This window comes from Paracoccus versutus (assembly GCF_000763885.1).
Classification (GTDB): Bacteria; Pseudomonadota; Alphaproteobacteria; order Rhodobacterales; family Rhodobacteraceae; genus Paracoccus; species Paracoccus versutus.
In genome coordinates this window covers 40,607-54,654 of record NZ_JRKO01000022.1, presented here as the reverse complement: position 1 = coordinate 54,654, position 14,048 = coordinate 40,607, and the positions used below count along the sequence as shown (strand labels likewise).

Genomic DNA, 14,048 nt, shown 5'->3' with positions numbered 1-14,048 from the left:
CACCGTCGCCTTCAGGCAGGAAGCTGCGTGGCATCCAGCCTGCCGCCCTGGCGCACCGCCTGGACCGCGACCGCCTTGCCGGTGCGGTCATCGGTTGTGACCAGCACGCCCGAAAGCGTCGCCTCGCCCTCGGCCGGGGTGAAGCGTTCCGAGGCCATGCCGGTCAGGAAGCGGCGCAGCGGCTCGGCCTTTTCCATGCCGATCACGCTGTCGTAGTCGCCGCACATGCCGGCGTCGGTCTGGTATGCGGTGCCGCGGTTCAGGATCATCGTATCGGCGGTCGGCACATGGGTATGGGTGCCGACGACCAGGCTGGCGCGGCCGTCGCACCAATGGCCCATGGCCATCTTTTCGCTGGTGGCCTCGGCATGGATGTCCACGACCGATGCCTGCACCAGCCCGCCCAGCGGATGCGTGCGCAGGATCGCGTCGATGGCCGAGAAGGGATCGTCGAAGGGCCGCTTCATGAAGACCTGGCCCAGCACCTGCGCCACCAGCACCTTGCGGCCGCGCGTCGCCTCGAAGACCCGCGCGCCATGGCCGGGCGCCACCTTGGAATAGTTCAGCGGCCGGATGACGCGCGGCTCGGTCTCGATATAGGACAGCATTTCCTTCTGGTCGAAGGCATGGTCGCCCAGGGTGATGCAATCGGCGCCGGCCTCGAGGATCAGCTTGGCATGGCCGCCGGTCAGCCCCATGCCGCCCGAGGCGTTTTCGCCGTTCACCACGGTGAAATCGACGCCCAGCCGTTCCTTGAGCGGGCCGAGCCCTTCCGCAATCGCGCGCCGGCCGGCGCGGCCCATCACATCGCCAAGATAGAGAATCCGCATGCGACAGCGTTAGGCGAAAGCCGGGGCGCGCTCAAGCCCCGGCGGTGGCCGGGCGGCATCTTACCCCAGCCATGCGCCGAAGGCCGCGCCCGCCAGGGCAACGACGGCGCCCAGCGCCATGCCGGCGACAAGGCCCGGACGCCGGCGCGGCTCGGGCGGGGGCGGCGGTTCGCGCAGCAGCTCGGGCATCCGACGCTCCAGGTATTCCGGCAGAAGCGGCGCGAAGCGCCCCAGAACCTGCGCCGCCCGCGTCAGGTCGCGCACCGCCGCATGCGGGCCCAGGTTGTCGCGGATGTAGCTTTCCACCACCGGCTTGGCGACTTCCCACATGTTGATCTGCGGATCGAGCGAGCGCGCCACACCCTCGACCACGACCATGGTGCGTTGCAGCAGGATCAGTTCGGTCCGCGTGGCCATGCCGAAGCGCTCGGTCACTTCGAACAGATAGGCCAGCAGGTTGGCCATCGAGATGCGGCTGGCATCGGCGCCGAAGATCGGCTCGCCCACGGCGCGCAGGGCACGGGCGAATTCCTTGATGTCGCGGTCGCGCGGCACGTAGCCTGCCTCGAAATGCACCCGCGCGACGCGTTCGTAGTCGCGGCGGATGAAGCCCATCAGGATCTCGGCATAGACGCGGCGGGTGTATTCGTCGATCTCGCCCATGATGCCGAAGTCATAGATGACGATGTCGCCGTTCCTGGCCACCTTCAGGTTGCCCTGGTGCATGTCGGCGTGGAAATAGCCGTCGCGCAGCGCGTGGCGCAGGAAAAGCTGCAGCACCCGCGCGCCGATCGTCGGCAGGTCGTGCCCGGCCGCCCGCAGCGCCGCGACATCGCCCATCGGCACGCCCTCGGCCCAGTCGGTGGTCAGCACGCGCCGCGCGCTGAGGTGCCAATAGGGGGCGGGCACCGCCATCCCCTCGTCCCCCGACGTGTTCTCGGCAAATTCCGAGGCCGAGGCAGCCTCGAGCCGCAGGTCCAGCTCTCCAGTCACCACCGATTCGAAATGGGCGACCACGTCGCGCGGCCGCAGCCGGCGGGTCGAGGGCGACAGCCGCTCCATCATGCCGGCGGCGAAATGGAAGGCGTCGATGTCGCGGCGAAAGGCCGATTCGATGCCGGGCCGCAGCACCTTGACCGCCACCTCGCGGCCATTGTCCAGCCGCCGCGCGCGATGGACCTGCGCGATCGAGGCGGCGGCCACCGGCTCGGAGAACTCGCTGAACAGCGCCTCGACCGGGCGGCCCAGCTCGGCGGCGACGGTGCGGCGCGCCTGTTCCTGCGCAAAGGGCGCCAGCCGATCCTGGAGCATGGAAAGCTGGTTGGCCAGCTCCACGCCCACCACGTCCGGCCGGGTCGACAGGATCTGGCCGAATTTCACATAGGCCGGCCCCAGCGCGGTGATGGCGCGGGTGACGGGCGGCAGCGCCGGGTCGCCCTTGTAGCCGAGCCAGGCGAAGGGCCAGCCCAGGATGCGGGCGGCGACGCGGATGCCGGCGGGCGCGTTCGCCGCGTCCAGCGCGACCTTCATCGCGCCCGTGCGCTCGAAGGTGGCGCCGGTGCGGATCAGGCGCCAGATGTTGTGCGGGCCGCGCATCGTTACAGCTTCCAGCCCGAATGCAGCGCGGCGATGCCCATGGACAGGTTGCGCCATTGCACGCGGCCGAAGCCCGCCTCGCGGATCATGGCGGCAAAGGTTTCCTGGTCGGGGAACTTGCGGATGGATTCGACCAGATACTGGTAGCTGTCGCGGTCGTTGGCAACGATCTGGCCCATGACCGGGATCACGTTGAAGCTGTAGCGGTCATAGAGCCATTGCAGCATCGGCACCGGCATCTGGCTGAACTCCAGCACCATCAGCCGCCCGCCGGGGCGCAGCACGCGGCGCGCCTCGGCCAGGGCGTCGGGGATGCGGGTGACGTTGCGGATGCCGAAGCTGATCGTGTAGCGGTCGAAGCTGTCGTCGGCGAAGGGCAGCTGCATCGCGTCGCCCGTCACCCAGGCGAGGCGCGAGGCGAGCTGGCCGGCCTCGGCACGCTTGCGGCCCTCGACCAGCATCGACTCGGTCATGTCGCAGACGGTGACGCGGGCGCCCGGCGCGCGCTCCAGGAAGCGGAAGGCGATGTCGCCGGTGCCGCCGGCCACGTCCAGGAGGTGCTGGCCGTCGCGCGGCGCCAGCCAGTCCATCATCGCGGTCTTCCAGATGCGATGGATGCCCCCGCTCATCAGGTCGTTCATCACGTCATAGCGCGAGGCCACGCGCGAGAAGACGCCATGGACCAGCCCGGCCTTGTCCGTCTCGGCCACGGTGCGGAAGCCGAAATGGGTCTGCTTTGGCTCGTCAGGGGTCATGTCGCTTGTCCATCCGTCGTTTCGCGCCCAGATAGTCCGAAAGCGCGCCGCGCGCCATAGCAAGGCCGCGGCCGCACCATGCGACGAACGGGAAGAAAATGCCAGAACTGCCAGAGGTCGAAACCGTCCGGCGCGGCCTTGAGCCGCATCTTGAAGGCCGCGTGATCGCCCGCGCCGAGGCCCGCCGCCCCGACCTGCGCTGGCCGCTGCCGCCGGACCTGGTGCAGGTGCTGACCGGGGCGCGGGTGACGCGGCTGCGGCGGCGCTCGAAATACATCCTGGCCGAGCTGGAGGATCGCGGCAGCCTGCTTTTGCACCTGGGCATGTCGGGGCGGATGCTGATCGAGGGGGAAAGCCAGGGCGAGTTCCACCGCGACCCGGCGATCCTGCCGCGCCACGACCATGTGGTGATCTGGACCGACCAAGGCACGCGCATCACCTTCAACGACGCGCGGCGATTCGGCATGGTGGACCTGGTGGGGCCGGGCGCGACCCATCCGCTGCTGGCGCATCTGGGGCCCGAGCCCCTGTCCGACGCCTTCACCCCCGAGGCACTGGGGCGGGCCCTGGCCGGGCGGCGCACGCCGGTCAAGGCGGCGCTGCTCGACCAGCGAATCGTGGCGGGGCTGGGCAATATCTACGTCTCGGAGGCGCTGCATCGCGCCGGCATCGACCCGCGCCGGCTGGCCGGAGCGGTCGCCGCCCCCGAGCTGGCGGCGCTGGTCGGCCATGTCCGCGCCGTGCTGGAAGAGGCGATCGCGGCCGGGGGATCGTCCCTGCGCGACCACCGGCAGGCGACGGGCGAGCTGGGCTATTTCCAGCATTCCTTCCGCGTCTATGGCCGCGAGGGCGCGCCCTGCCCGACGCCGGGCTGCGCGGGCGCGGTGCAGCGCATCGTCCAATCCGGCCGGTCCAGCTTTTTCTGCCCGCTCTGCCAGAGGTGAAGCCGCCGCCGGCCGCTGCCTCCGGCGGGGGTATTTGGACAACAGAGAAGCGCGCTGGCCTTGGCCTCGCGCATTTGTTACGAGTCGCGGTCAACTTGCTTGCGAAAGGCGAAGAGTCGATGGCTTACCAGACCCTCACCGTCGAGATCGACGATTATGTGGCGCTGATCCGGCTGAACCGGCCCGAGGCGCTGAATGCACTGAACGCGCAGCTTCTGGGCGAGTTGGGCGATGCGCTGGCCGAGGCCGACCGGAACGAGAAGGTGCGCTGCGTCGTCCTGACCGGCACTGAAAAGGCCTTTGCCGCCGGCGCCGACATCAAGGAAATGTCCAGCAAGAGCTTTGTCGACGTCTATGCCGAAGAGCTGTTCGGCCCCGAGATCGACCGCATCACCGCGACGCGCAAGCCGATCATCGCCGCAGTCTCGGGCTATGCGCTGGGGGGCGGGTGCGAGCTGGCCATGGCCTGCGACTTCATCATCTGCGCCGACAACGCCAAGTTCGGCCAGCCCGAGATCAACCTGGGCGTGATCGCCGGCATCGGCGGCACCCAGCGGCTGACCCGTTTCGTCGGCAAGTCGAAATCGATGGAGATGCACCTGACCGGCCGCTTCATGGATGCGGCCGAGGCCGAGCGCTCGGGGCTGGTGAGCCGCGTCGTGCCGGCCGCGAAGCTGATCCCCGAGGCGCTGGCCGCGGCCCGCAAGATCGCCGAGAAGGGCCAGATCGCCGTCATGGCCGCCAAGGAGGCGGTGAACCGCGCCTATGAGACCACCCTGCGCGAGGGCATCCTGTTCGAGCGCCGCAGCTTCCAGGCGCTGTTTGCCACCGAGGACCAGAAGGAGGGCATGGCCGCCTTTCTGGAAAAGCGCGAGCCGCAGTTCCGCGACCGTTGATTTGGCGCTTGGCATCGGGGCCGGTCCACTGTATAGGGCCGGGCTACATGCGCGTGGGCCCGCTTAAGGCAAGAATCATGACCGTCCGTTTCTGCGGACGGCGCCATGGGCTTTGCGCAACCGAGACATGAAGAACAGATAGGACCGCACCCATGGCCAATACGCCCCAGTCGAAAAAGCGCGCCCGCCAGATCGAGCGCCGCACCGCCGTCAACAAGGCCCGCCGCTCGCGCATCCGCACCTTCCTGCGCAAGGTCGAGGAAGCCATCGCCGGCGGCAATGCCGAAATCGCCCGCGAAGCGCTGAAGAATGCCCAGCCCGAACTGATGCGCGGCGTGACCAAGGGCGTCATCCACAAGAACACCGCCTCGCGCAAGATGTCGCGCCTCGCGGCCCGCGTTAAGGCCCTGGGCACCGCCTGAGCCGCTGCGGCATTTTCGCAACTATCGGTGGAATCCACCAGGGGCGCGCTCTATCCAGGCGCGCCCTTTCGCATAAGGAAGCCGTGGTTTTTCCTTGGCTTTTCAGCATTTTCGTCCCTGCCCTCCCCTTACCGCCGGGCCGCGAGATTCGATCAGGCAAAGTGACTGTCAAGCGCGAAGATCGGTTGCTGGCCGGGCGCGGTTCTTGCTAGCTTGTTCCCTGCGATTCACCGTCGCGCCTGGGGGACATGCCCTGAACCGTCGGCCGTGCCGCCGACAGGCAGGGTGGCAGCAGGATCGGACAAGATCCGCTACCGATGAAGCGTAAGCCGGCTGCCACCGGACTGCGCTGCGTGTCTGCAAGTTTCGGCCGCAAGATGGCCCATGCGTCGCCTTGGCGGCGGGGTCTTCTTGTTGCCGAAACGTATTGCGTTCAGGCCGCGGCACCGAATCGCCTCACGCCGGAAAATGCCGGCGGCATGTGGGGACAAGAGACGGAACTGGGCGAGATGGACAGACTTTGGGGGCAGGCGCGTGAAGAACTTCAGAAGATCGTCGGAGCCGACAGTTTCTCGACCTGGATCGAGCCCCTGCGCCTGACCGGCGTCGAGGACGGCACAGCCACCATCGCCTGTCCGACCCGTTTCCTGTCCGACTGGGTCTCGCGCCATTACAGCGACGACATCCTGAAGGTGCTGGACCGCATGGGCGGCCCCGTGCAACGCCTGAGCTTCCAGACCCGCAGCCAGACCGCGCGCCAGGCCGCGGCGCCCGCCGTCAAGCGCCCCGCCCCGCGCCCCGCGGGCGAGGAGGAACTGGCCGCGCCGCTGGACAGTCGCTTCACCTTTGAGAATTTCGTGGTCGGCAAGCCCAACGAGCTGGCCCATGCCGCCGCCCGCCGGGTGGCCGAAGGCGGCCCCGTCACCTTCAACCCGCTGTTCCTTTACGGCGGCGTCGGCCTGGGCAAGACCCACCTGATGCATGCCATCGCCCGCGAGATCCAGGTCCGCCAGCCCGAGGCGCGGGTGCTTTACCTGTCGGCCGAGCAGTTCATGTATCGCTTTGTCCAGGCGCTGCGCGACCGCACGGTGATGGATTTCAAGGAACTGTTCCGCACCGTTTCCGTGCTGATGGTCGATGACGTGCAATTCATCGCCGGCAAGGATTCCACGCAGGAGGAATTCTTCCACACCTTCAACACCCTGGTCGACCAGGGCAAGCAGATCGTCATCTCGGCCGACCGCGCGCCGGGCGAGATCAAGGACATGGAAGAGCGCATCAAGTCGCGCCTGCAATGCGGCCTGGTCGTGGACCTGCACCCGACCGATTACGAGCTGCGCCTGGGCATCCTGCAAAGCAAGACCGACAGTTTCCGCGCGCAATATCCCGGCTTGCAGATCGCGCCGGGGGTGCTGGAGTTCCTGGCCCATCGCATCACCTCGAATGTCCGGGTGCTGGAGGGCGCGCTGCAACGGCTGTTCGCCTTTGCCAGCCTGATGGGACGCGAGATCACGCTGGACATGACCCAGGAATGCCTGGCCGACATCCTGCGCGCCAACGACCGCAAGGTTTCCATCGAGGAGATCCAGCGGAAAGTGGCCGAGCATTACAACATCCGCCTGGCCGACATGATCGGCCCCAAGCGGGTGCGCACCGTCGCCCGGCCGCGGCAGATCGCCATGTATCTGTCCAAGCAGATGACCTCGCGCAGCCTGCCCGAGATCGGGCGCCGCTTCGGCGGGCGCGACCACACCACCATCATGCATGGCGTGAGAAAGATCGAGGAGCTGCGCGGCTCGGACCGCAGCCTGGCCGAGGACATCGACCTGCTGCGTCGCCTGCTGGAGGCGTGAACGCATCTGCTTGACCTTGCGCGGGATTGTGCCACATTGGCGCCCCGCGTCGCCGGGTGCGGGACGAGGCCAGAACGACATAAGGGTTGACCATGAAATTTTCGATCGAACGTGCCGATCTGGTGAAAGCCGTTTCCCAGGCCCAGTCCGTGGTCGAACGCCGCAACACCATCCCGATCCTTGCCAACGTGCTGATCGAGGCCGCGCCGGACGGCGTCAGCTTCCGCGCAACCGACCTGGATACCGAGATCGTGGACCGCGCCACGGCGCAGGTCGAACGGCCCGGCGCCACCACCGTCTCGGCCGGGATGCTGAACGACATCGCCCGCAAGCTGCCGGACGGCGCGCTGGTGCAGCTTAGCCTGGATGCCGCCTCGGGGCGGCTTTCGGTGCAGGCGGGGCGGTCGAACTTCAGCCTGGCGACCCTGCCGCGCGAGGATTTCCCGGTCATGTCCTCGTCGGAATACAGCGCGAATTTCTCGGCCCCCGCGGCGGTGCTGCGGCGGCTGTTCGACAAGTCGAAATTCGCCATCTCGAACGAAGAGACCCGCTATTACCTGAACGGCGTCTACATGCATGTCGCGCAGGCCGAGGACGGGCCCAGCCTGCGCTGCGTCGCGACCGACGGCCACAGGCTGGCGCGGATCGACGCGCCGCTGCCCGCCGGGGCCGAGGACATGCCCGGCGTGATCGTGCCGCGCAAGACCGTGGCCGAGCTGCGCAAGCTTCTGGACGATGACGAGGCCGAGATCGCCGTCTCGGTCAGCGAGACCAAGGTGCGTTTCGCCACGCCGACGATCACGCTGACCTCGAAGGTGATCGACGGCACCTTCCCGGATTATTCCCGCGTGATCCCCTCGGGCAATACCCGCAAGCTGGAAGTCGATGCCGGCGATTTCGCCAAGGCGGTGGACCGGGTGGCGACGGTCAGCAGCGAGCGTTCGCGCGCCGTCAAGCTGTCGCTCGACGAGGACCGGCTGGTGCTGTCGGTGAACGCACCCGACGCCGGCGCGGCGGACGAAGAGCTGCCGGTCGCCTATGCCGACGAGCCGCTGGAGATCGGCTTCAACGCCAAATACCTGCACGAGATCGCCAGCCAGATCGAGCGCGAGAACGCGGTCTTCCTGTTCAACGGCTCGGGCGACGCGGCGCTGATCCGCGAGGGCGGCGACACCAGCGCGGTCTATGTCGTCATGCCGATGCGCGTGTGACGCTGAGCCGCCTGCACCTGACCCAGTTCCGCAGCTGGGCCAGGCTGGAGATCGAGGCCGACCGCCGCCCCATCGCCATCCATGGCCCGAACGGGGCGGGCAAGACCAATATCCTGGAAGCCGTCTCGATGCTGTCGCCCGGCCGCGGCATGCGCGGCGCGGCGCCCGGCGACCAGGCCCGCAAGGGGCCCGACGTCGGCTGGCAGATCCGGGCCGAGATCGGCCAGCATCAGGTGCTGACCCGCGCCCTGCCCGGCCAGCCGCGCGAGGTGGTGATCGACGACAAGCCCTCGACCCAGCTGGCGCTTGGCCGGCTGATGCGGGTGATCTGGCTGACCCCCGCCATGGACCGGCTGTGGACGGATGCGCCCGAACAGCGGCGGCGCTTCCTCGACCGGGTGACGCTGAGCTTCACGCCCGGCCATGCCGAGGATGCGCTGGCTTTCGACAAGGCCATGCGCGAGCGCAACCGGCTGCTGCGCGACGAGGTGCGCGACGCCGGCTGGTATCGCGCGCTGGAGGCGCAGATGGCCGAGGCGGGCGCGGCCCTGACGCGCAACCGGCTGGACGCCATCGCCCGGATCATGGCGGCGCAGCAGGGGGCCGAGACCGCCTTTCCCTGGGCCAGCCTGGTGCTGCTGCCCGGCGAAGGCGCGGCCGACGATCCCGACCCGGACAGCATCGCCGCCCGGCTGGCCGAGGGGCGCGGCCGCGACATGGCCGCCGGGCGCACGCTGACCGGCCCGCACCGCGCCGATCTGGGCGCGCATTGGGGGCCGCAGGCGATGCCCGCCGCCCTGTCCTCGACCGGCGAGCAAAAGGCGCTGCTTCTGTCGCTGATCCTGGCCAATGCCCGTGCGCTGGCCGACGAAAGCCCGGTGCTGCTGCTGGACGAGGTGGCGGCGCATCTGGATGCCGACCGCCGCGCCGCGCTTTACGACGAGATCTGCATGCTCAGGGCGCAGGCCTGGCTGACCGGCACCGGCCCGGAACTGTTCGCGGCGCTGAGCGGCCGGGCGCAATCCCTGGCGGTCGCGCGCGAGGGCGACAGCTCGCGGCTGGTCGGGGACGGTTCGTGATCGGGCCCTGACGGGTTTCCTTGTCCGTCGGGACCACCCTTCGGACGCCGGGACGCTCCGCCGTTTCCTGGGTATTTGTCCAACGGAGAAGCGCATCAGGCGTCGAGGTCGATCCAGACCGGGACGTGGTCGCTGGGCTTGTCCTTGGCGCGTTCGTCGCGGTCGATGCCGACGTCGATCAGCAGGTCGGCGGCCTGCGGCGACAGCAGCACGTGGTCGATGCGGATGCCGTTGTCCCTTTGCCAGGCGCCCGCCTGGTAGTCCCAGAAGGTGAAGGGGCCGCGCGTGCTGCCCGGATGGCGCAGGCGCACCGCATCGGCCCAGCCGTCGAACAGGATGCGGCGCAGCGCGGCGCGGCTTTCGGGCTGGAACAGCGCATCGTCCAGCCATTTTTCCGGGAAGGCGGCGTCGCGGGGCTCGGGGATGACGTTGTAGTCGCCCAGCATCGCCACCGGCGTCTCGGTCGCCAGCAGCGCCCTGGCCCGCGCGTGCAGCCGCTCCATCCAGGCCAGCTTGTAGTCGAATTTCGGCCCCGGCTGCGGATTGCCGTTGGGCAGGTAAAGCCCGCAGATGCGCACCGCGCGATGGCCGACCACCGTCGCCTCGATATAGCGGGCCTGTTCGTCGCCGTCGTCGCCCGGCAGGCCGCGGCTGACATCCTCGAGCGGCAGCTTCGACAGGATGGCCACGCCGTTGAAGCCCTTTTGCCCGTGGGTTTCGATATTGTAGCCCAGATCGGCGATCGGCTCGCGCGGGAAGCCCTCGTCCTGGGTCTTGATCTCTTGCAGGACCACGACATCGGGCCGGGCTTCGGCAAGCCAGCCGGTCAGGGTCTCGATACGGGCACGGATGCCGTTGATGTTGAATGTCGCGATCTTCATGCGCGCGAGACTAGCCGGCCCGGCGCGCCCGCGCCAGACCGGATCGAAAACCCGCGGTCAGATCGAGAACGAGGTGCCGCAGCCGCAGGAGGCGCTGGCATTGGGGTTGTCGATGGTGAAGCGGGCCCCGATCAATTCGTCGGCAAAGTCGATGGTGGCGCCGGCCAGGAAGGGCAGCGAGACCGGATCGACCACGACGGTTTGCCCGGCGCCGCTGAGGACCAGGTCGTCCTCGGCCGCCTCGTCCAGGCGGATGTCATACTGGAACCCCGAGCAGCCGCCGCCCGCGACCGCGACCCGCAGGGGCCGGGCGGGGCGGCCTTCGTTGATCTCGGCCAGGCGCGCAAAGGCGCGTTCGGTGACCTTGGGGGGCAGGTTCAGACCTGTGTTCATGGGGCGTTCCCGTTTCCGACTTCCGGTCTGGAATATAGGCTCTGGCCCGAACCCTCGCAAGGAACGCAGGACCAGATGACGGCACCCTATGCCTGCCAGCCCCAAGACAGCCGCGGCCGCCGCTGGCCCGAGCGCATGTCCACCTTTCGCAGCCCCTGGCAGCGCGACCGCGACCGCATCATCCATTCCAGCGCCTTCCGCCGGCTGAAGCACAAGACCCAGGTCTTTGTCGAGCACGAGGGGGATTACTACCGCACCCGCCTGACCCATACGATCGAGGTGGCGCAGGTCGCCCGCACCATCGCCGGCGCGCTGGGGCTGAACACCGACCTGGCCGAGACGGTGGCGCTGGCGCATGACCTGGGCCACCCGCCCTTCGGCCATACCGGCGAGGATGCGCTGGCCGCGCTGATGGCGCCCTATGGCGGCTTCGACCACAATGCCCAGGCGCTGCGCATCGTAACCCGGCTGGAACGGCATTACGCCGATTTCGACGGGCTGAACCTGACCTGGGAAAGCCTGGAGGGCATCGCCAAGCATAATGGTCCCGTGACCGGCGAATTGCCCTATGCCCTGGCCGAGGTGAATGCGGAATGGGATCTGGAGCTGCACAGCAATGCCAGCGCCGAGGCGCAGGTGGCGGCGGTGGCCGACGACGTGGCCTACAACCACCACGACCTGCATGACGGGCTGCGCGCGGGGCTGTTCACCGAGGCCGATCTGGCGCAATTGCCCGTCGTCGGCGAGGCCTTTGCCGAGGTCGATGCCCTGCATCCCGGCCTGGCGCCGATGCGGCGCCGGCACGAGGCGCTGCGCCGCGTCTTCGGCGTGATGGTCGAGGATGTGATCGCGGTGGCGCAGAACCGCCTGACCGGCCTGCAGCCGCAAAGCGCGCAGGACATCCGCGACATGGAGGGGCCGATCATCCGCTTTTCCAAGCCGCTTTACCAGAATCTCAAGGCGATCAAGCTGTTCCTGTTCCAGCGCATGTATCGCGCCCCCTCGGTGGTGGTGGAAAGGCAGCGCGTGACCGAGATGCTGAACGGGCTGTTCCCGCTGTTCCTGGCCGACCCCTCGAAGATGCCCCCGACCTGGTTCGAGGCGGCCGAGGCCGCCGGGGACGAGACCGGGCGCGCGCGGGTGGTGCTGGACTACGTCGCCGGCATGACCGACCGCTTCGCCATCCAGGAGGCGCAGCGCCTGCTGGGCTGAGGACGGGCGCCGCTGGCGACGGGATGGCCGGCATGCGCTTTCCCTACGCGCCGGGGGACGGGGCTTTATACCGTGGCGGGCACGCTGGCTGTGCTACACTTTCCCTGCGCGCGCGGGGGGACGGGGCGTTCCCGACGATCTGGTTGCGCAGGCGGAAGCGCTTTCCCTGCGCGCCGGGGACGGGCGATTGAACCCGCGCAAGGGATCGCGCGTTCGCCCCCCAGGTCACGGCAGAAAAGGAGAACGGCGATGATCGTGAATTCCGGTTCGGCGAAATGGGAGGGCGGGCTCAAGGACGGCAAGGGGTCGCTTTCGACCAAGTCCGGGGCGCTGAGCAGCCAGCCCTATGGCTTCAACACCCGCTTCGAGGGGCTGCCCGGCACCAACCCCGAGGAGTTGATCGGCGCGGCCCACGCCGCCTGTTTCAGCATGGCGCTGTCGATGATCCTGCAAGAGGCGGGGATCGGCAATGTGCGGATCGAGACGACGTCCGAGATCGGGCTGGCCAAGGAAGGCGACGGCTTCGCCATCAAGACCGCGCATCTGAACACCAAGATCTGGGGCGACGGCGACAAGGCGGTGATCGAGGGTTGCGCGCGCAAGGCCGAAAAGGGCTGCCCGGTCAGCAAGGTGCTGAACGCCGAAGTGACGATGGACGTGACGGTGGCATGAGATCGGCCATGCGGTGCGGCCTTGCGCCGTGCCGCATGCGGTCGAGGCGGCGGTTATGCGGGACGGAGCTGCCGTTAGCCTTCTCCGCCGCTCAGTGCTTCTGCCACCACCTCATACCAGATCTGCTTGGCGTGTTCGGAAACATCTGGCTGCTCCACGCGCACGAGCAGAGCCGATGCCCATGGGTCGGGCCTGCCTGAATTCTTGATGATCGGAGAAGCTTCTGTGGCATTGAGAATTTCCAGCAGCTTGGCACGGGGTTCGCCAGATCACGCCAACTCAAGCGCACGCAGCATGTCACGCTCAGCATCCTGGCGTTTGATGGCGTTCACAAGAAGAATGCCCCGCTCCAAGTAGATGTGGGACATTTCATGGTCTTCTACAGCCACTAGCCAGATATGAGAGATACCAAGCGACAGGTTGCAGTATCTCAGTCTTTTCGCCTCACCGTACTTCGGATTGGCGCAAACGCTTGCTGCAAGGCTCCCCGTCATCAACGAGGACCATATGCCTAGGAAGACCACGACGAGGATGACGATGAATCGTCCTGAGGGCATGGGCAGTTGGACGAACTTCATTGCAACGTCTTGATGAGCGCCACTGACTTAGATCGCATCAATCGCAGGAGCAATGACCGCAATGGGCTCGGAGCGATGCTCAACGCCCCAGGACCACCAGCGCGGCGGCAGCGATGCGGGACGGAGCTGCCGTTCGTCCTATTTGTCGCAGGGATGCGTAATTTGCTCACCCGCGTTCACCCTGAAAAAATCGCCGTCGGTCATGAACGCCAATGAGATAATCACACGGCAGCCATGGATGCCGCGCTTCAAGGGGCCATACCCAAGCGTGACAATTGGAGGTATCTTCTCGGGATCGCGGCGCTCGTGGGTGCCCTCAGCTATCTGCTGTTCCATCCTGCTGACAAAGCTATGGAACAACGCGTCTCGTTCCTCAGGCGTTAGAGGTGTGGCGCCCTTAAGCAAAGACACATCACAGGTCGAGCGCAACTGACCGACGCCATCAATATATGTGGAGTGGACCACTTGAAGAGGAGATGAGAGGAAGCGCCAGATTCGACGATCTCTCACATTTAAAGGCAGTTCAGTTTCAGCCTCGCCTACCCTCTCTAGACCGTCGTCGGAAAACCCTGTCGTCGTTTCCAGAGAAGCCTGACAGCGGTTCAGGGCGTCCTGAAAATCGGCGAGATAGGTCTGCGCGGCAGCTGAAACAGGAAAGCATAGAAGCGCCAAGCAGATGAGAAGCCGCATCACATGATCCCAATCTATCATGACAAGTTTTGCACG

15 protein-coding genes are annotated in these 14,048 nt (G+C 67.4%); 8 read left to right on the top strand and 7 right to left on the bottom strand.

What is annotated here, in order from left to right; all coding sequences use genetic code 11:
• Positions 1-11: 11 nt before the first annotated feature.
• The 3 genes from IT40_RS11600 to ubiE are packed head-to-tail and all read right to left on the bottom strand — an operon-like array spanning position 12 to position 3,181.
• On the bottom strand, positions 12-830 hold the full coding sequence (locus IT40_RS11600; RefSeq protein ID WP_036754926.1) for a TIGR00282 family metallophosphoesterase: 819 nt from the start codon (positions 828-830) through the stop codon (positions 12-14).
• Between the two features lie 60 nt (positions 831-890).
• The gene (gene ubiB / locus IT40_RS11595; RefSeq protein ID WP_036754923.1) at positions 891-2,426 is read right to left on the bottom strand and encodes a 2-polyprenylphenol 6-hydroxylase; all 1,536 of its coding nucleotides are present in this window, start codon (positions 2,424-2,426) and stop codon (positions 891-893) included.
• 2 nt (positions 2,427-2,428) lie between these two features.
• On the bottom strand, positions 2,429-3,181 hold the full coding sequence (gene ubiE, locus IT40_RS11590) for a bifunctional demethylmenaquinone methyltransferase/2-methoxy-6-polyprenyl-1,4-benzoquinol methylase UbiE (RefSeq protein ID WP_036754920.1): 753 nt from the start codon (positions 3,179-3,181) through the stop codon (positions 2,429-2,431).
• A gap of 98 nt (positions 3,182-3,279) precedes the next feature.
• Here ubiE and mutM point away from each other — a divergent pair, with 98 nt between their 5' ends.
• The 6 genes from mutM (at position 3,280) to recF (ending at position 9,586) form a co-directional block, all read left to right on the top strand.
• Positions 3,280-4,125: a bifunctional DNA-formamidopyrimidine glycosylase/DNA-(apurinic or apyrimidinic site) lyase gene (gene mutM, locus IT40_RS11585; RefSeq protein WP_036754917.1), complete on the top strand. Its 846-nt coding sequence runs from the start codon at positions 3,280-3,282 to the stop codon at positions 4,123-4,125.
• Between the two features lie 119 nt (positions 4,126-4,244).
• A complete protein-coding gene (locus tag IT40_RS11580) occupies positions 4,245-5,021 on the top strand; it encodes an enoyl-CoA hydratase (protein ID WP_036755017.1) in 777 nt (258 codons plus the stop codon).
• A 152-nt stretch (positions 5,022-5,173) separates the two neighbouring features.
• A complete protein-coding gene (gene rpsT, locus IT40_RS11575; RefSeq protein ID WP_036754914.1) occupies positions 5,174-5,443 on the top strand; it encodes a 30S ribosomal protein S20 in 270 nt (89 codons plus the stop codon).
• Positions 5,444-5,952: 509 nt separating this feature from the next.
• Positions 5,953-7,296: a chromosomal replication initiator protein DnaA gene (dnaA, locus tag IT40_RS11570; RefSeq protein ID WP_036755016.1), complete on the top strand. Its 1,344-nt coding sequence runs from the start codon at positions 5,953-5,955 to the stop codon at positions 7,294-7,296.
• 92 nt (positions 7,297-7,388) lie between these two features.
• Positions 7,389-8,507 carry a DNA polymerase III subunit beta gene (dnaN, locus tag IT40_RS11565; protein WP_036754911.1) on the top strand — a complete coding sequence of 373 codons (1,119 nt, stop codon included), beginning with the start codon at positions 7,389-7,391 and terminating at the stop codon, positions 8,505-8,507.
• Entirely contained in the window at positions 8,504-9,586 is a 1,083-nt protein-coding gene (recF, locus tag IT40_RS11560; RefSeq protein WP_036754908.1) for a DNA replication/repair protein RecF, read from the top strand. The genes dnaN and recF overlap by 4 nt, the downstream gene beginning before the upstream one ends.
• Positions 9,587-9,681: 95 nt before the next feature.
• On the opposite strand, the gene xth is transcribed toward recF, so the two are convergent.
• Together xth and IT40_RS11550 are read right to left on the bottom strand one after the other, a co-directional pair.
• Complete coding sequence (gene xth, locus IT40_RS11555; RefSeq protein ID WP_036754905.1) at positions 9,682-10,467, bottom strand: exodeoxyribonuclease III; 786 nt, start codon at positions 10,465-10,467, stop codon at positions 9,682-9,684.
• Between the two features lie 57 nt (positions 10,468-10,524).
• Complete coding sequence (locus IT40_RS11550; RefSeq protein WP_036754902.1) at positions 10,525-10,860, bottom strand: HesB/IscA family protein; 336 nt, start codon at positions 10,858-10,860, stop codon at positions 10,525-10,527.
• A gap of 75 nt (positions 10,861-10,935) precedes the next feature.
• Here IT40_RS11550 and IT40_RS11545 point away from each other — a divergent pair, with 75 nt between their 5' ends.
• The gene (locus IT40_RS11545; protein WP_036754899.1) at positions 10,936-12,072 is read left to right on the top strand and encodes a deoxyguanosinetriphosphate triphosphohydrolase; all 1,137 of its coding nucleotides are present in this window, start codon (positions 10,936-10,938) and stop codon (positions 12,070-12,072) included.
• A gap of 249 nt (positions 12,073-12,321) precedes the next feature.
• Positions 12,322-12,744, top strand: coding sequence for an OsmC family protein (locus IT40_RS11540; protein ID WP_036754896.1), 423 nt, complete (start codon positions 12,322-12,324; stop codon positions 12,742-12,744).
• A gap of 269 nt (positions 12,745-13,013) precedes the next feature.
• Here the strand turns inward: IT40_RS11540 and IT40_RS11535 are convergent, their stop codons facing one another.
• Together IT40_RS11535 and IT40_RS28555 are read right to left on the bottom strand one after the other, a co-directional pair.
• The gene (locus IT40_RS11535) at positions 13,014-13,322 is read right to left on the bottom strand and encodes a hypothetical protein (protein WP_036754893.1); all 309 of its coding nucleotides are present in this window, start codon (positions 13,320-13,322) and stop codon (positions 13,014-13,016) included.
• A 138-nt stretch (positions 13,323-13,460) separates the two neighbouring features.
• Positions 13,461-14,012: a hypothetical protein gene (locus tag IT40_RS28555; RefSeq protein WP_147307280.1), complete on the bottom strand. Its 552-nt coding sequence runs from the start codon at positions 14,010-14,012 to the stop codon at positions 13,461-13,463.
• Positions 14,013-14,048 lie beyond the last annotated feature (36 nt).